General features: G+C 55.1%; 14 protein-coding genes. 2 read left to right on the forward strand and 12 right to left on the reverse strand.

Going from position 1 to position 17,143, the window contains the following annotated elements; all coding sequences use genetic code 11:
- Window positions 1-16: 16 nt before the first annotated feature.
- The 3 genes from CA54_RS26540 to hemQ all read right to left on the reverse strand — a co-directional run bounded on the left by CA54_RS26540 (window position 17) and on the right by hemQ (window position 2,661).
- Window positions 17-802, reverse strand: coding sequence for an amidohydrolase family protein (locus CA54_RS26540; RefSeq protein ID WP_146374005.1), 786 nt, complete (start codon window positions 800-802; stop codon window positions 17-19).
- Complete coding sequence (locus CA54_RS26545) at window positions 799-1,719, reverse strand: amidohydrolase family protein (RefSeq protein WP_231963206.1); 921 nt, start codon at window positions 1,717-1,719, stop codon at window positions 799-801. The genes CA54_RS26540 and CA54_RS26545 overlap by 4 nt, the downstream gene beginning before the upstream one ends.
- 96 nt (window positions 1,720-1,815) lie before the next feature.
- Window positions 1,816-2,661 carry a hydrogen peroxide-dependent heme synthase gene (gene hemQ, locus CA54_RS26550; protein WP_197532860.1) on the reverse strand — a complete coding sequence of 282 codons (846 nt, stop codon included), beginning with the start codon at window positions 2,659-2,661 and terminating at the stop codon, window positions 1,816-1,818.
- Window positions 2,662-2,921: 260 nt separating this feature from the next.
- On the opposite strand from hemQ, the gene CA54_RS26555 reads away from it, so the two are divergent.
- Window positions 2,922-4,577 (forward strand): CocE/NonD family hydrolase, encoded by a 1,656-nt coding sequence (locus CA54_RS26555; RefSeq protein WP_146374006.1) that lies wholly within the window; start codon window positions 2,922-2,924, stop codon window positions 4,575-4,577.
- 76 nt (window positions 4,578-4,653) lie between these two features.
- Entirely contained in the window at window positions 4,654-6,138 is a 1,485-nt protein-coding gene (locus tag CA54_RS26560; protein WP_146374007.1) for a sugar ABC transporter ATP-binding protein, read from the forward strand.
- A gap of 7 nt (window positions 6,139-6,145) precedes the next feature.
- On the opposite strand, the gene CA54_RS26565 is transcribed toward CA54_RS26560, so the two are convergent.
- From CA54_RS26565 to CA54_RS26605, 9 genes are all read right to left on the reverse strand, one after another.
- On the reverse strand, window positions 6,146-6,826 hold the full coding sequence (locus CA54_RS26565; RefSeq protein WP_146374008.1) for an HAD family hydrolase: 681 nt from the start codon (window positions 6,824-6,826) through the stop codon (window positions 6,146-6,148).
- 66 nt (window positions 6,827-6,892) lie between these two features.
- On the reverse strand, window positions 6,893-8,410 hold the full coding sequence (locus tag CA54_RS26570; protein WP_146374009.1) for a DUF1501 domain-containing protein: 1,518 nt from the start codon (window positions 8,408-8,410) through the stop codon (window positions 6,893-6,895).
- Between the two features lie 133 nt (window positions 8,411-8,543).
- Entirely contained in the window at window positions 8,544-8,936 is a 393-nt protein-coding gene (locus CA54_RS26575) for a hypothetical protein (RefSeq protein ID WP_146374010.1), read from the reverse strand.
- A 202-nt stretch (window positions 8,937-9,138) separates the two neighbouring features.
- Entirely contained in the window at window positions 9,139-10,203 is a 1,065-nt protein-coding gene (locus tag CA54_RS26580; RefSeq protein ID WP_197532892.1) for a DUF1559 domain-containing protein, read from the reverse strand.
- A gap of 449 nt (window positions 10,204-10,652) precedes the next feature.
- Window positions 10,653-11,762: a DUF1559 domain-containing protein gene (locus CA54_RS26585; protein ID WP_146374012.1), complete on the reverse strand. Its 1,110-nt coding sequence runs from the start codon at window positions 11,760-11,762 to the stop codon at window positions 10,653-10,655.
- Between the two features lie 107 nt (window positions 11,763-11,869).
- Window positions 11,870-12,433 carry a hypothetical protein gene (locus CA54_RS26590; RefSeq protein WP_146374013.1) on the reverse strand — a complete coding sequence of 188 codons (564 nt, stop codon included), beginning with the start codon at window positions 12,431-12,433 and terminating at the stop codon, window positions 11,870-11,872.
- Window positions 12,434-12,931: 498 nt separating this feature from the next.
- Window positions 12,932-13,615, reverse strand: a complete 684-nt coding sequence (locus tag CA54_RS26595) for a response regulator transcription factor (protein ID WP_146374014.1) — start codon at window positions 13,613-13,615, stop codon at window positions 12,932-12,934.
- 8 nt (window positions 13,616-13,623) lie between these two features.
- Window positions 13,624-15,234 carry a sensor histidine kinase gene (locus tag CA54_RS26600; protein ID WP_146374015.1) on the reverse strand — a complete coding sequence of 537 codons (1,611 nt, stop codon included), beginning with the start codon at window positions 15,232-15,234 and terminating at the stop codon, window positions 13,624-13,626.
- 281 nt (window positions 15,235-15,515) lie between these two features.
- Complete coding sequence (locus CA54_RS26605) at window positions 15,516-16,838, reverse strand: vWA domain-containing protein (protein WP_146374016.1); 1,323 nt, start codon at window positions 16,836-16,838, stop codon at window positions 15,516-15,518.
- Between the last annotated feature and the right edge of the window lie 305 nt (window positions 16,839-17,143).

Raw genomic sequence — 17,143 nt, forward strand, 5'->3', positions numbered from 1 at the left:
TGCGAGCCGCCGTGTGTTATTCCGTTTTCGCCAGCAACCTGTGCGGATTGTCCTCGCAGATCGCCTTGAGTTGAAACCAACCCAATTCCGATTCTTTGAGTTTGAGCAGGGCGGCGTCAAAATTGAAAAAGGGAAAATGCGAGCCAAACAACACGCGACGCAACGGAACTTTTTTGAGCAGTTTTTCGATCCCACCCGCACCTTCCAGCATGGCGATTTCGAAATAAATATTTTCCGCCGCTGCCAGTTGGTCGATTTTTGTGAGCGGCAAACTGCGAAAGGTATTGAGCATGACCAACCGCAATTTCGGCAGTTTCTCCAAGAGCCCCACCAGCGGAGCGGGATCGACGTGCGGAACTTGCAGCAAGGGATGTTGCGTCCGTTCGTCTTCCATGCTGAGTGCCAATTGGACAATCAATCCCCGTTCCGTGGCTAGGTTCAACAATCGCGCGAACCGTGGGTCATCGAGTTTGTAACCGTGATAGTTGGGATGCAAACGGATCCCCGGCATTCGATAATCCTCAGCACAGCGCCGCAGATCCTCTTGCCAATCGGGCAGCGTGGGATTAACCGAACCGAATGGCAATAACAGTCCGTCACCGTTCGTACGGCAATCGTCTACAAGCCGTTGATTCACACCGGCGATATCGTGATGCAGCAATCCGTCAAAACTGCCGGCCCAGGCTTGTGTCACTCCTTGGCGTCGCAGCATGGCGACCAGCTGCCGCGTCTCATCGCCCGGCAACCGGCGGAACGGCCAGCGCGACAGGTTCACATTTGTATCGACCAGAGCGTTCTTCAATTCGCACGCCCCTTGGTTTTCAGGATGGGGGTCAGCAGTCGCTTAAGGTTGCCGCTGAGAATCAATTGCCGCTGCGCGTTGGTGAGGACCGCGCTGTAGATTTTTCCGAGTTGCGAAGCAAAACTCCGACCGCCGGCGTCGCTACCATAAATCACCCGCTCCGCCCCCAATTCACGGACCGCCATCTCTACCAGTCCCGCTGTGGGATCACTGCCAGCCGTACCGAGCGAAACATTGGGAAAGGGTCGTACCGCCCGAATCCCCTGCTCCCAATTGCCCCCCGCGTGTCCACAAATAAACTGTGCATCGGGATGCCGCGCCGCCAGCGCCGTCAGATCGTCCGGTGTCGATTCACCCGGGAGGTTCCCGGTGGTCTTGATCCAGGTGTGCTGAAACACGACGGCGTTCAGCTCAGTGGCCAATTCAATGATCGCATCCAGCGCCTCGTCATCGCACTTCCGCGCCACCCACAGTTTGATGCCCACCATCGGACCATTCTCGATGCAGCGCCGCATTTCGCTGAGGCTCATCTCGACATGGTTGGGGCTGACATAGGCATAGGCCAACGCTCGTTCCTCGGAGCCTTTGATGGCTGCCAAGACTTGATCGTTTTGCCGGCGAAGTTCTTCGGCCGATGGATCGGTCTGAAACGGCCACCCCATGTAGACGACCAGCCGTGATATGCCCAAACGGTCGGCGAATTTCAGCAGATTGGCCATCCGCTCCGTCGGCGTCTTCCCCTCAACCCCGGAAAGATGGCAATGATTGTCCCAGATCACCGGCGACTCAGAGGTTTCGTCGCCACGGACACGTTCACTCCACGACATCCCCAGCGCTGCTAGCGCCCCGAATGCCAAGCATTCCCGCCGCGTTACGCCACGGTGCATCTCGTTTGGGTGGGATTGTGACATAGGCATCGAACAACAATCATGCATTTCATAGAGACCAGAACATTGTCTCAATCAGGTCCACCGCAGCCCGTCATCTACCCAACGCCCAGTTAAAACGGGCTGTTACAACACCAAGTGCGTCATCGCTTCTTCGGGCGACATGATGTAGCTGATGTAAAACGGGCCGAATTCGGCGTACTTGGCTGAGGCTTCATCGAACCGCATGGTATAGACGATCTCTTTGATAAATTCCGGTGAGCGGCCCCACAGCGTGACGCCCCATTCGAAGTCGTCCAATCCGGTTGAAGCGGTGATAAGTTGTGTCACCTTACCAGCGAACATCATTCCACTGCGGCCATGCTCGGTCATCATCTCCATGCGACGGCTATAGGGGAGCGTGTACCAATTGGCGTGCGGGTCGCGGATTTTGTTCATCGGATAGAACGACATCACCGGCCAGGGCGGAATCTCCGGAAACAGTCGTTGCTTGCGCATGGCGACTTCGCGTTGCTCATAGGCTTTGAGCTTTGCCCCATATTCGGGACTGTCCGCCGCTGTTCCTTCGGCAACCAGTCGCTGACCATATTGTTCGAGCGTGGGAACGTATTCCGAAACTTCCGTGATGGAAACGAACGAATACGCTGCTTCCAGGGCCGTGCCGAACGTCGAGCTGCGGATCTGGTGTTGGATGGAATCGATCACCAACGGGTCGGGATCGAGGATCATCAAGCCCAGGTCCGCTTTGTGGCCGGAAACAATCGACGTGACCAACCGTTTTGGCGCCCCCTCGCGATCGGGATTGAGGATTTCCGCCAATTCGCGGCGGCCTTCGGCGCGTTCTTCTTCGTCAAAGTCTGCCAATACGTTTTGATCGACGATGTAATACAAATGCAGGCAATGCCAGCCATCGCTCATCAGGATGGTCGGTTCGGGTTGCGGAGCAGAACCAGGACGAGAAGGACGATTCACGGTGGTCTCAATCTATAGAAAAAGGAACGTTGGTTTTACAGAGGTTGAACGTGGGCCCGTTTGATTGTGCGGCGGTCTCCCAATCTCGCACCGACGGCAAAGCGTTTATTTTAGGTCGCTCACCGCAGGTCGGCAACCAAGCCGGCGGTGAACTGTTACACGCGGCCGATATCCGTCATACTAACAAGCAGCATTTCACATGAGAAACCTGAGCCAATCCTACCGCCCAATTGAATTGAGCATGAATCGAGGAAGCAGCCATGCGACGCACATTTGTCTTAGCTTTGACCGCAGCGATTTTGGGAATAACCGCCGCTTGCGGCGCAGCTGAGGAACCGCCAAAGTTGCAAAAATCGTTGCACATGGTGCCAATGCGCGACGGAACCCGCCTGTCGACGGTCGTCTATCGACCCGCCGACCAAAAAGGGCCGCTGCCGGTTATCTTTATTCGCGGCCCCTACGGAAAACTGCCGCAACAAGCCGCGGCGGGAATGTGCGCACGCGGGTACGTGGTCGTGTCGCAAGACGTACGAGGTCGTTTTGATTCCGAAGGCAATGATGCCATCGTGTTTCACAACGGTGGTTGGAGCGAACGACGGGATGGGCATGATTCGATCAACTGGATCACCGAACAAGAATGGAGCGATGACAATATCGCCTCCTGGGGCGGCTCGGCTTTGGGGATCACGCAAAACATGCAGGCGGTCGATGCGCCTCCAGCTCTCAAAGCACAATGGGTCATGGTGGCATTCTCCGACATGTATTCACAAGGTTCCTATCAGGGAGGCGCGCTCCGCCAATCGCTGATGAAAACCTGGCTGAAGAAACATAAGTTCGACCCGCGATCATTGGAGACATTCTTAGCGCACCCCAAGTACGACAAATTTTGGGAAGAGGTCAATCCTGAAGCCCGCGCCGCGGACGTGCATGCCCCGGGAATCTATTTCGGCGGCTGGTATGACATTTTCCTGCAAGGGACTTTGAACTCGTTTGAATCGATTCACAACCATGGCGGCGACGGCGCGCGCGGCAACTGCCGCTTGATCGTAGGTCCCTACGCGCATGGAGGCTTTACGGAACTGACCTACCCGGATAACTCTGCCATCCCCAATGCCCCCCAGGCGGGCGATGCGTTGCGGTATTTTGATCACTTGACGAAGGGAATCGACAACGGCGTTGAGAACGATCAGCCGGTGCACTACTACGTGATGGGCGATCCCGAAGATAACACCGCCCCGGGGAATTTCTGGCGTTCCGCCGACAATTGGCCACCGCCTTCGCAACTGACACCATTTTACTTCCATCAGAACCACCAACTCTCGCAAGCCCCCCCGACGACCGACGGTAGTTTGGAGTACCAATACGATCCGGAGAATCCCGTCCCGACGGTCGGCGGCCAAAACCTGTTCCTGGATCGGGGCCCTAAAGACCAGCGAAAAATTGAAAGCCGCGACGACGTGTTGCTGTTCACCACCGACACGCTCACCGAACCGGTAGAAGTCAGCGGACGGATTCGGGCCACCCTGTTTGTGTCCTCTGACTGTCCCGACACCGATTTCACAGTCAAGCTGTCGGATGTTTATCCCGATGGACGCTCAATGCTGGTGACCGACGGCATCCTGCGTGCGCGGCATCGCATCGGTTTTGATCGTGAGGATTTTCTCAAACCGGGCGAGGTTTATGAACTGACCGTGGATCTGTGGAGCACCTCGCTGATCTTCAATCGCGGACACAAAATCCGGATCGCGGTCTCTTCATCGAATCACCCCCGCTTTGACACCAATCCCAATACCGGCAGCTCCATCCGTGCCGATGACAAAACCCGCGTCGCCACGAACAAACTGTACCTCTCACCAACACGCGCCTCTCACGTGACCCTGCCGATTTTTACCGCACCCGCAACGACTGGAAAATAGAGTCGACCTCGGAAAACTCCAAAGGATCCGGAATGGTATCTCGGAAAATACTCTTGCTCAAAAACTGGCTGACCTCATGACCGCACCGTTATTACACATGACCGGCATCTCCAAACGGTTTGGAGCGACGCAGGCGCTGAGCGATGTGACCATTGATGTCCGTGCGGGGCGGGTGACGGCCTTGATTGGCGAGAATGGCGCCGGCAAAAGCACATTGATGAAGGTGCTCAGCGGCGCGCATCGCACGGACTCCGGAACAATGACTTTGGCCGGCAAACCGTATGCTCCGCAGGGACCGCACGATGCGCGACTGGCGGGGGTGAGCATGATCTACCAGGAACTCAACCTGGCGCCCGAATTGAGCATCGAAGACAACATCATGCTCGGCCAAGAGCGGAAGCGGCGCGGTCTGCTCGATCGTCCCGCACAACGACGCATGGTGCGTGATGCGTTGGAGTTGTTGGGACATGCGGATTTGCGGCCTGATATTCCGGTTCACAGTCTTTCGATTGCGATGCAACAACTTGTCGAAATCGCGCGGGCCTTGGTCATCGACGCCAAGGTGATTGTCTTTGATGAACCGACTAGTTCGCTCACGCGGCACGACGTGGAACATCTGTTCGGCGTGATTCGCAAACTCAAAGCGTCGGGGATTGGTGTTGTTTATATCAGCCATTTTCTTGAAGAAATTCGCGAGGTCTGCGACGACTATGCAGTCCTGCGTGATGGCCGTTCGGTGGGACAAGGATCCCTGTCCGGCACAACGGATGACGATATTGTTTCGCTGATGGTGGGACGCAGCGTGGAGGAATTATTCCCCTCCGTGCCGCACGAACCGGGCGAGGTCATTTTGTCACTCGACAATTTGAGCGGAAAGGTAAGTCCCCAGGAGGTATCGCTGCAGTTGCGGCGGGGGGAGATTCTGGGAATCGCGGGACTGGTGGGAGCGGGGCGGACGGAGTTGTTGCGGTGTTTGTTTGGACTGGATGCGGTCACCAGCGGCAAGATAAATATTGGCGGTGTAACGCCCTCGCACTCTCCGGCAGCGCGGATCCGCGCGGGATTGGGACTTGTTTCTGAGGATCGCAAAGTCGAGGGATTGGCGCAAAGCCGCTCGATCGCCGACAATGCGACCTACAGTCGACTACAATCATACAGCCGCTTTGGCTGGTTGAACCTGTCCCGCCGCCGCGAAGCGATGCAGCACTGGATGAAGCGATTGAACATCAAAGCCCGCTCGCAAGATCAAGCAGTGCAGGATCTGTCAGGTGGCAACCAACAAAAAGTCGCCATCGCCCGCGTACTACACCAGAACGCCGACGTATTGTTGCTGGACGAACCAACCCGCGGCATCGATGTCGGCACCAAAGCGGAGATCTACCGCCTGATGGGCGAAGCCGCCGCAGCAGGCAAAGCGGTGATTTTTGTCAGTTCCTACCTCACCGAATTGCTAGCCGTGTGCGACCGCGTCGGCGTGATGTCCCGCGGCCGGCTGCGCGAAATCCGTAACGTGGCCGATTGGACCGAAGAAGACGTGATGAGCCAAGCGGTCAGCGGGTGATCGTGCGTTACGCCGTAACCAACAATTCCAAAAACGGCGCCGCGTCCGCGAAATCTTGCACCAACAAATCGGGTTTTGCCTCGCGTAGTGCATCCACATCGTGCGTGCCGGTGGCTACGGCGATGGCTTGAGCGCCGATCGCTCGCGCGCAGCGGATGTCGAGCGGCGTATCGCCGATGACGAAGATTCGGTCCGGTGTGATGCGGTTGTCGAAACGAGTGTGCACTTCGGCCAGTGCCAAGCGGGCCACATCATCGCGATCGGTATGGTCGGCGCCGAACCCACCAAACGTGAAATGGTCATTGAGCCCGTAGTGCCCTAATTTGTGCTGCGCTGCCGGGTGGGAATTGCCGGTTAACAGCCCCAACGTCACGTCGTCCCGGGCGGCGAGCGTGGCCAACAATTCCGGAATGCCGGGCAAGACGCGTCCCTTGCACTCGGCCAATGAAATCGGCAGATGTTCTAAATAGGCGGCGAGGTAGACCTCCCAATTTTCATCGCTCCGCTCGACGTCGTGCAGTTCGAACAGTTCCTCGACAATCGCACGATCCGTGCGGCCGGTCGTGACGACTTCGGTCTTTGAGGCATCGCAATTGTACACGGTCAGCATCGCCGTCCGCAGGGCAGCAAGGCCTGCTCCGGCAGAATGGATCAACGTGCCATCGATATCGAACAAACAAACGTACATACCTCTCCCTGACACGAAATAAAAACGGCCAACGGCCCAAATCACAAACGAATGGCCGCTGCGGGATCACCCAAACATTTCCGGCACGTAATCGGCCGATTCGGGGACCAAGGGGATTTGGCGGTTGCCGCGGTTGGTCAGCGTGGCGTGCGGATCGATGCCCAGTGCGTGGTAGATCGTGGCGAGCAAGTCCTTGGGGCCGACGGGCCGGTCAATCGGATCACCGGCGTGCCGGTCGGTCGCACCGACGACATTCCCCCGCGCGATTCCACCACCGGCAAACATTACCGAATAGGCGCGTGACCAGTGATCACGCCCCCCTCCTCGGCCGGTGCTCAATTTGGGTGTGCGGCCATGCTCGCTGAGGCAAACCACCAACGTGTCGTCCAACATGCCCCGCTGTTCCAGATCCAAAATCAGTCCGGAATACGCACGGTCAAATGGCGGTAAAAGTTGATCCAACATCCGTGGGTAGTGATTCCAGTGTGTATCCCAGGCGTCGCCGGCCAAACCGTACTCGTCCCAAAACACGCTGACCAACTTGGTGCCGGCTTCCAACATCCGTCGTCCGGCGAGGCAAGATTGGCCGAACAATGTCATGCCGTACAGGTCGCGCGTCGCTTGCGGTTCGCTGCGGACATCCAACGCACTGGAAACTTCGCGCGACGTGATCAACGAAAACGCCATATCCTGGTATTGCGACATGGCCAACGCATTGCTGCCCATGTCGATTTGATTGCGCGAGGCGTCGAATTGCTCCAAGAGAGTGCGACGGCGATTCAGCCGATCCAGTTTCACCTCGGGCAACGGTTTCGTGGTGGCCAGTTTGAAATGGCTCTCCAAATCGCAACCGACATAGGGATCGTGACAATCGATTTTTCGATCCGCCAACGTCTTGACCACCGACCGCGTTGCCTTGCCTGTATATTCGGTGTAGATCGGGTTGTAGCTGGCGCCGAGATACGAGGCATAAGGGCCCGCGCGGGCGACTTCGCCGACGCGTTGACTGCTAAAGGGAAACGGCAGCGCTAAGTTATCGGGAATGCCCGTTGCCTGGCCCTGCTTTTTTTGCCGCTCGAAATATTCGACGACCGAGCCAACGTAGGGATGGTGCCGTTGATCGTATGGGCTGAGTTCCATCGCCGTTTCGATCGAAGGAATCCCCGTCGTGGCGAATGCGACGCCGTGTACGGGATGGGCGTGTGTTACCGACCGGACGACCGTCACGCGGTCCATGATTTTGGCCATCTCCGGCAGATGCTCGCAGACGTCGAGACCCGGCACGACAGACGGGATCGGCTTCATCGTCCCGCGAATTTCGACCGGGGCGTGGGGCTTCATGTCCACGGTCTCTAGCTGGCTGGGCGCCCCGTAAAGGTACAGGAATAGGCAACGTTTGGCGGACCCGAATCCAATGCCCTGCGGTGTGGTAGACGCCGCAGCTAGTTTTTGCGAGGCGAGCAGTTGCGGCAACGAGAGCCCCGCCGCTGCGAGACCGCCGGCATGCAACAATTCCCGTCGCGTGATGTTTGAAGGCTTGCGTTGGCCCAAAATCGAAATCGGTGATCCGAGAACCCGCAGCATCGACCACTCCTGGAGAGGCTAAATTGCCGAACTACCTACGGATCAATGATACCGGTCGACATCGGCTGTCACAAGAGGGGTGTTGCCATCCACAATTGGCCGTTGGTGCGAAAATGGCGAACATTGCGGCAAGTCAGTTCGACGTCATGTTGATGTTATATTCGTTATCACCGGAATTCACCGTAAATTTCAATTCGCTTTCTGAAGCGTATCTGGCCGGCACGTTTTTGATTCCCAAGCTGGGATCGAAACTGACCCGCGCAGTACACGGCCCGACTTTCACGCCTTCGAGGTCGACGAAGTACATCGCTTTGTAGAATCCTTCAGCATCAGACCTAGCGATCGATGTGTGAGTTTCATCCGTCTCGAAGCGGATCAGCATGTTGGGGAGCGGTTTCCCATTCCAGGTAATTTTTCCGTGCACAGTTCCCAATTCAGATGTTGCCCGCGCACTGTTGCCACATCCAATGATTGTCGCAAGGATCGAGGCAAACAGTCCAACCAACAAGAGCGCCTGACGTGCCATGCTCTGCTCATCCTTTTATTCGAGTCACCACCCGCAGCATCGATGCGGAATCGCACGCTCGATTCCGCGGTCACTGCCAATACGAAACATCCGAAAAACACGGTGGTTCTCAATGAAAACCACCGTGGTTAAAAAGTCGAGGCCGCCAAACGTCCAATGCTCAGCAGGTCCTTGGGAACTTGCAACAATTGCTCCCCGGAACCTACTCGAAACTAACGATTTCCCCACCGGCTATCGTTGAAAATTGGCGATATTGCGTGAGGTCGATGCTATCGTTGACAAATTGAACCGAACCATCGGCCAACAGGAAAAAACCGCCTCCGGTATGCGAACTTCGAAAGTTACTCATCCAGTGCGGTCCACCATTGAGGCTCGACCGACAATCCAACAAGCCAGCCACAATGATCTCCGATGTGGTCACGGGATTCTTGTTCAGCCTCTCCACCGTACTGCAGAACACGCTCGCGGTATGCAGTCCAACCGTGGTTGTGTAACCATCATTTGAAGGTTCCGGGCTGACCCAAAAAACATCGGCTTTGCGATTCACCCCCGGATTGAGCGGCGATTGCGCAGTGGTTGGGTCCGTGCAGCCAACTCCGACACACAGGGGAAACGTTTCCCCGCCGGCACCTTCCCCCATCATGAATGTGTTTGAGGTACCGTCCGTAATTTTTGCGATCCGTGTGGACTGGTCTAGGTTGAACATGCCTCGTTCAGAGCTAGGAATATTGCCATGGGTCGCCGGACCATAAACCGGATGCCCTCCCTCATAACAAATGGCGTCGTTGATTCCTTTGGATAACATGTAGTGCGTCACGCCACCTGTCCCTAGCCCCGGCAGCGCGAACTCAAGAACCGGATCAAATGCCGTATTCTCGGTTGGTACAGACGGGCAGATCAAACTGTTGATTGGTGTCGCCTGCACACCTGCCGGTTGATCGGTCCATTGCAATGAGTAATCGTAGAGATTCTCAAGGTTTCCCTGGTCGAAATACGGAAGCGAGGCAGTCAAGGCTCCACTAAACACGTTGCCATCCAGATCAGAAATGCCCCCGATAGGAAACATCAAAAACACATCGTGGTAGTTGTGCATCGCCAATCCGAGTTGCTTCAGATTGTTGCGGCACTGTGTCCGGCGGGCCGCTTCGCGCGCCTGCTGGACTGCCGGCAGCAACAGCGCAATGAGAATCGCAATAATGGCAATGACCACCAACAATTCGATCAACGTAAACGCGTGTCGCTTTTGTGCGGAAAAACTTAGTCTCATGATTGAACCTTTCGGTACGAGAAAAAGAGACAGAGAAGGACACGGCTTCAACAGCCATTTAGGCTGCAGGCGTGAATGCCAGTTCCTGAAAGCTCTAACGTTTGCGGACAATCTTTTTGGCGGTCTGTTAGCAACTAGAACAGAGCCTATCCGGTTTGTCAATTTTTTTTCGGAACATGGTCGGTACTTTCTTTCCGCCACAGATGCTGGGCGAAATGTACGCCGAGAACTATCCGCGACACTTGCCTCCAAGTAGTGCCTCATATCGTTGGCAGAATTTGAAGCTGTTCGATTCAACGGACGGCCAAAGCAATGAGTATCGATGGCTGGGCGATGGCGTAATGGCGAGCAGTGAGGCGCTAGGAATGGAATCGATGATTCAATGAAAAAAGGGTGCGGAGATGGATAATCTCCGCACCCTTCGTATCTACAATGTCGTCAACTGTGGTCTAGAACTGACCGTTAACTTCACCACCCTGACGGGTAATCAGTGCGGCTGTTACAAGCGGGCTGAGGCTTGCATTGAGGAACTGCACAGAACCATCGGCCAGCAAAGCAAACGTGCCACCGGTGTGCCACGAGTACGCTCCCGCACCCAGACGGTTGGAGCAGTTGATGATACAGGGACCACCACCGTCACCCGAAGCGATGTCGGTACCGTCTGCATTGGAACCTTTAATCCAGTTCTCATGCCACGGATCACCCCAACCACCACCACCGAACAATGATTGACCGATAGCTTCGGGATCACCACTCGAAACGGGCACAAGGGTCCGACCGCGGTAGAACAGGTTTTTGCTGGCCTGTTCGACAAGCATAATGGTGTTGGTTGTTCCATCGGTGATGTTCCGGATTTTCAAACCATCAGCACCAGCTGTCGGTTGTCCAAATACGCCATAGATCGCAGGAGTATCGACGAGGATGACATTCTGTTCCATGATGGAATCGCGATCGGCCGAATAGCGTACACCGCCATTGGCAGGGGTCACGGAGAAATCATAGAACCCCGAGCGATAACCCGAGACGATTTCGTAGTCAGAACGACCACTTCGCATGGTCCAGTCACTGGCAATCGGAACACCAAGACCGACGTCGGTCCCGGCGGGAACACTCGCTTCGACAATCGTGTTGCCATCGGGTGTTGTCGGGCAAATGAATCCCGGAATCACCGTCGCGTATGCCGCAGCTTCAGCACCACCGGCGAGGACGTTGGCAAAAGGACTCAAGCCATTGTTGACCACTTTGTAGATATTGCCACGATCGATGTAGGGCAAGAGTGGTTGCTGCCAACTGTGGCTGGTCAAGGACTCGATCGCCGCACCCGTACCACCGGTCGTGATGACCAATTCCGGGCATTCGAATTGACCATACACATCATGATAGTTGTGAAACGCCAAGCCAAGCTGTTTCATGTTATTGCGGCACTGCGTCCGACGAGCCGCTTCACGCGCTTGCTGGACTGCCGGAAGCAGCAGCGCGATCAAGATCGCGATAATCGCGATAACGACGAGCAGCTCAATGAGCGTAAACCCGCGTTTGGACTTACGAGAACGAGACATAATCAAACCTCCATCTAGGAAACAAGGAACGAGAACGAACACGATTTACCGGCAGGGACGCGCCGGTCAATAACTAAAATATTTAAGAATAGTGAGACCGGACCGGCTCACTCAGAAGTCAGTTCAATCGTACCGAGATCGATACTTCCTTCGTCTCCGGTGACCGTCACCGAAATCTCGGAAGTCTCAGGATCTTTGTACTTCTCTTTCAGATCTCCACCCCGGAATGAACCATTCATGAGCGACCGCTTACCAACTTCAACCGTGATTTTGTACGTGCCGGCAGGGACACCATCGCTGCCATCATAAGTGCCAATTTCGAATGTTGACCCATCGGGAGCACTCCAGGAAGAGGGCAAGGGAATATCCTTAGGTAATTTCTCCTGGGTGGCAGCATCCGGATGCAGAATGATACGCCCCTGCTGCGGATAAACAAGAGGCTTTCCATCGACCATAATCTTGCCCGTCAAAGGCACGACCGGGACTTTGTTGCGTACGTCGACAAACCCCTCTTCTTTGCATCCGCTTGCCAATCCAACTAAGCAAAGGAGAGAGAGCAGTCCCAAATGTTTGCTGAAGCTGCGAGTCATGTTCATTGAGTGAGTTAACCGCAAATAGACCTTCTTGCCGGAGCTGGACAAAATGGTTTGTTTGCCTTCAAATCTGGTCATAGACTGTAGTATTTCCACAAAAAGTTAAGCAATCACGTGCCTGTAGCGTCCCCGCAATGTCGTTGACCGTCACGTTTCTACAACACGTAAAGAATTTCTGAGAATAGCAGTATCAAGATTTCGTGACGACAAAAAATGACTAGATCAGCCAGTTTACCCGTCACGCCAGAATACAGAATGAATCGATAGGAACGTGGACCGACAAAATATTTGTCAGCCTTGCCACAATGCCGATGAGCTAGAAGGGCACACGGCCAGCCGATTTTTTATACCGCTGGAAGTGTGAAGGCCCGTTGAAAATTGTTGAAAATTTAATTTGCTTCGTGGTATTTATAACTAGACCAAAGCAAACACCCCTTGTCAAACGTATTTCCCGGCCTTGTAAGGACTTTTCTTAGTAGTTCGAACTAAAGCCCACCTTTAGCGATCGTGGCGGGTAGATGGCACTTCTAAGCGATTTTTAAGCCATTTTTGACACGATTTCGGTGCCCGCCCAGCTCACCCGTCGTACCGGTAGCCCACGCCATGAACCGTCCGGATAAGCACGGGGCGATTGGGGTCAATTTCGATCCGTTTCCGCAGCCGCGAGACGTGTTGGTCCAACGTCCGGCTATTGGGAAAATAGTCCTCACCCCACACCCGATCAAAAATTGTGGCGCGGTCCAGGACTTCGCCGCGATGATCGTGCAGCAGTTGCAACAGCCGCACGTCCCGCAGGCTCAACTCAATCACCTGCTCGCCGCGTCGACCGCGCAATTCGGAGGTATTGATGTCTAGGTCTAGCATTTGAAAACAGCCGCCATTCTCTGTTTGCGACCGGCGATGGCAGCGGCGGGTGATCGAGCGGATGCGAGCCACCAATTCCTTCACACCAAACGGTTTGACGATGAAATCATCGGCTCCCAACTCCAGCCCGACGACTTTGTCGACCTCCTCGGACTTGGCACTGATGAACACTATCGGCACCTCCGCATCCGCGTCGCGCAACTTGCGGCAGACGTCGAAGCCATTCACTTCCGGCATCATCACGTCCAGAAAGACAAAGTCAGGACGATGCTCATGAAACAGCGTCAGCGCCGTTTGCCCGTCACTTGCCTGAAGCACTTGATACCCTTCATCGGCCAAGACCTCAACCACGGCGCGGCGAATCAATGTGTCGTCCTCGGCGACTAATACTTTCATCGGCGGCCTCAACTCTCATTGCGTGGAGTGTGTAATGTTACGCGAAACCGCGCGCCCCGGTCCGCTGCTTCCCATTCGACATCGCCGCCGTGATCGCGGGCCAAATCGCGGGCGATCGATAACCCAATTCCTGTTCCCGGTGAGTCTTCCAAAGCATGTGAAACACGATGAAACGGCTCAAAGATCCGCTCACGCTGCCCCGCAGCAATGCCCGGTCCGCGATCCTCGACAACAATTGTCGTGCGGTCGCCTTCTTGGCTGCTGGTAATTTTCAGTAGTTTTCCCGCAGCGGCGTATTTTTCGACGTTGCTGAATAAATTCACCAGAATCTGTTCCAGCACATCAACATCGACCAGCACACGTTGCGGCGCATTAGCATCGAATTCCACAACAATCTGTTTGTCGCGCAGCGGCGGAGCAAATCGTTCCAAACAAGCGGTAATCAGGTCGTCGATATTGGCCGCCGAATGTCGAATCGAAATGCCGCTTCGCTGTTGCCGCGCGAATGTCAGCACGTTGGTGATCAACCGACTGAGGCGTTGGCTTTCACTGAGAATCACCCCCAGTCGGCTGGTCGCAGATCCGGTCTCTGCGGGAGGCATCCCTTCCAAATCCCGTTCCAACAAATCAGCATACATACGGATATTGGTCAGCGGAGTTTTCAGTTCGTGCGAAACCTGATTGACGAAATTGACGCGTTGGGTCGCTTCGGCCATTTCACGAGCGTATTCGCGGTAAAACACAACCGGCATCAACAACAGTGCCACGCCGCCTGCAATCAGACCGGCCAGAATGTTGAAATACTGCGACCCCGGTTGCGCCGTCGCCAGCCACGATTCGGCCACCAAGTATTGCAACCGCCATGAACTGAGCGGACTGCTGATGGAAAGATCGACAAACGGGAGTTGATCCTCGGGCGGTTCGTAACGGCCCCACTGATAGACGACGCTGCCGTCGGAATCCACCAGCCGAATACGTGCTTTCTCGTCAAGCCGATTGAGTTCGCCCGATATTCCTCCCGTTTGAGGAAGAATGTCGATGAGGTCCGCCATCCACCGAGCGCGTTCGAGGAGTACACCCACGATTTCGCCCGATTCACGACGATGCCAGAAAATAAGATTCACGCCGCGCCCCCAATAGAGCGCGTACCAACCGTGCGTCCGTTGAATCCCCCCTTCTCGACCGCTCGATTCTCCGGGCGCGTCGTTTTGCGCATTGGCCAAGCGCACAAAATCGCGGTCGTTGATCACCGGCGTGATCTGCACCAAAAACTGCCGTTCCGCGGTGTTCAGCGACGAACCGGGCAAAGGATGCCTGATCCGGCCTTCCGCATCGAGCACAAAGATTTGCTCCACGCGCGGTTCACGCCGAAGTCGTTCGCGAATGCCGCCGGGCGTCAGCGAGACTCCGCGGGCCAGGTCGAGCAACTCGCGTTCACGGTCCTCAAAATACGTGGCGATGACGCCGTCGGTCTCGTGAAGCTGCTGCCGAAAGATCTCCTGAAATCGCTGGCGAATGTGCGCCTCTTCGTCGCTCGCCAAACGCCACCCCAGAACCGCTAACAATGCCAGAGGCACCGTAGAGATGAGGATCAGCAGCAAAACTTGACGACGGGCCACACACGCCTCGAGTTCCAGAGTTAGGGTGAAGCGCTATTGTCACGCCTATGAGGAGAACACGTTAATGAAATAGCCCTCGTTGCGTGAGTCGCGACACACCATTCTACATAGTAAGAGAGCTATATATACATATATACCCTAATGCAGTGCCGTCAAAACGATCGTCTCCCGGCAATTCAACGCCTCAACCAAGACAACGACAGGATTCGGCAGCCCGGACGCGAGCGCGATCCGGGTGCCTGCCTTATCCCTCTATAAAGGCCTCATGCCACTTCATACTCTTAATACTTCTGTTGCGTTTGATCTTTATATTGAAAACGCCGCATCTGCTTACGATTGGCCTTCCAGTCCTTTTCATCCAATTTTTTGGATTGTTCTTTATTGGTGGCACAGCGAAACATCAGCAGTTCCGACCCAAGCAGTTCGCCATTTTCGCCCAGGTAAACGCTGTTATTGATCAACACTTGTCGCGCACCTTCGATGTCTCCTTTGTCGCGCAGTTGCGTCGCGAATCCGTTGGCCCGGTTGGCGACTTGCAAGACAGCCTGCTCCATTACGTCGCGGTTGAGCGATTTCTCAACGTCGGCAACGTTTTCAGAAAATTTCACACTGACCTCACTCGATAGACGGTCGGTTGTATTGGTCTGCATGTTGGCGTAGGACACGTTCACGGCTGCCACTTTGAGCGTCTCCTCTGGTTTAGCAGCGGGGATCTCGACTTCCAGCAAGATATATTTTTCCTGTTCGCTGTAAATCTGATTCATGCCGACCACGACTGTTTGGCCATTGATCTCCGCATCACCGTTGAGCATGCGGACCGGACGGACGCCGTTTTCGCAGGTGATGGTGATCGCAACTTCCTGGGCCACGACCGACAGCACGTCGTCAAATTCATAGTTGAAGATCTTCACCAAATCGGCAGCGTCTTTGATAAAGATATGATTGCCGTCGCTATTTTGTGCCAACTGCACCATCAGGTCTTCATTGTAATGCAGCCCGAGTCCCATGGTGCTGACGGCAATTCCCTCTTTTCCGAGCGACCGCCCCAATTCACCCAATTCGCTCGGCGATTTGGGGCCGACGTTGGCCAGTCCATCGGACAAGAGGATGATGCGATTCACCCGTTCGCTGTCCAAAAACTTCCGAAGTTCGCCCGCCCCTTTGCTCACGCCGGCGAACAATGCCGTCGACCCGCTCGCACCGATCGATTTGATCTTCTCGATGATTTGTTTTTTATCGCTCAATTTCGTGGCCGGGACCAAAACGTTCACGGTCGCATCGTAGGTGATTACCGAAACAATATCGTTCTCGTTGAGTCGTTCAATCGCGCTGATCGCCGCTTCACGCGCCCGTTTGATTTTTTCGCCCTTCATCGATCCCGACTTGTCCAACACCAACGCCACATTCACGCTAGGACGTTTTTTGTCGCTTTGGAATTTGAATCCGGTCAGCCCCACCTTGAGATAGGCGGTCTGTTTTTTTCCAGCAAGCAACGTCGGCTGCGCCATCGAGACATCAAGTTTAACTTGGCCCGCTTGGACCGTTGAACCAATTAGAGTCGCCGCCGCCACGAAGGCGGCCAACTTGCGAGTGCACTGGGACATGACAATTGCTCCTAGTTTGAGTGATACGTGCGCGAACATTTCTTCGGCAGCCGGTTCCATCCGTTTCCCGACCCATGCACGCATTATTCACGAATCTCCCCCGTAGGTGGTCTGATGGGTGTCACAACTTTGTAACAAATTTGTAACACCCTTTTATTCGTGGAATGAGTCGCGACATGACTGTAGATACTACCTCATAAGGGGGAGTTGTATTTCGCATTGGGTGACAGGTAACATCGACAAACGCCAATCGCAGGTGTTGGTTTTCGGGGTCGATCAAAATCGGGAATTGTTGTGGGGTCAAG

The sequence above is a fragment of the Symmachiella macrocystis genome (assembly GCF_007860075.1).
In the GTDB taxonomy this organism is placed as follows: Bacteria; Planctomycetota; Planctomycetia; order Planctomycetales; family Planctomycetaceae; genus Symmachiella; species Symmachiella macrocystis.

Excerpts from the sequence above, each read along its gene's own strand:
- CA54_RS26575 (WP_146374010.1), bottom strand. The coding sequence starts at position 8,936 with ATGGCACGTCAGGCGCTCTTGTTGGTTGGACTGTTTGCCTCGATCCTT.
- CA54_RS26555 (WP_146374006.1), top strand. The coding sequence starts at position 2,922 with ATGCGACGCACATTTGTCTTAGCTTTGACCGCAGCGATTTTGGGAATA.
- CA54_RS26585 (WP_146374012.1), bottom strand. The coding sequence starts at position 11,762 with ATGTCTCGTTCTCGTAAGTCCAAACGCGGGTTTACGCTCATTGAGCTG.
- CA54_RS26580 (WP_197532892.1), bottom strand. The coding sequence starts at position 10,203 with ATGAGACTAAGTTTTTCCGCACAAAAGCGACACGCGTTTACGTTGATC.
- CA54_RS26570 (WP_146374009.1), bottom strand. The coding sequence starts at position 8,410 with ATGCTGCGGGTTCTCGGATCACCGATTTCGATTTTGGGCCAACGCAAG.
- CA54_RS26545 (WP_231963206.1), bottom strand. The coding sequence starts at position 1,719 with ATGCCTATGTCACAATCCCACCCAAACGAGATGCACCGTGGCGTAACG.
- CA54_RS26605 (WP_146374016.1), bottom strand. The coding sequence starts at position 16,838 with ATGTCCCAGTGCACTCGCAAGTTGGCCGCCTTCGTGGCGGCGGCGACT.
- CA54_RS26590 (WP_146374013.1), bottom strand. The coding sequence starts at position 12,433 with ATGACCAGATTTGAAGGCAAACAAACCATTTTGTCCAGCTCCGGCAAG.
- CA54_RS26565 (WP_146374008.1), bottom strand. The coding sequence starts at position 6,826 with ATGTACGTTTGTTTGTTCGATATCGATGGCACGTTGATCCATTCTGCC.
- CA54_RS26595 (WP_146374014.1), bottom strand. The coding sequence starts at position 13,615 with ATGAAAGTATTAGTCGCCGAGGACGACACATTGATTCGCCGCGCCGTG.
- CA54_RS26560 (WP_146374007.1), top strand. The coding sequence starts at position 4,654 with ATGACCGCACCGTTATTACACATGACCGGCATCTCCAAACGGTTTGGA.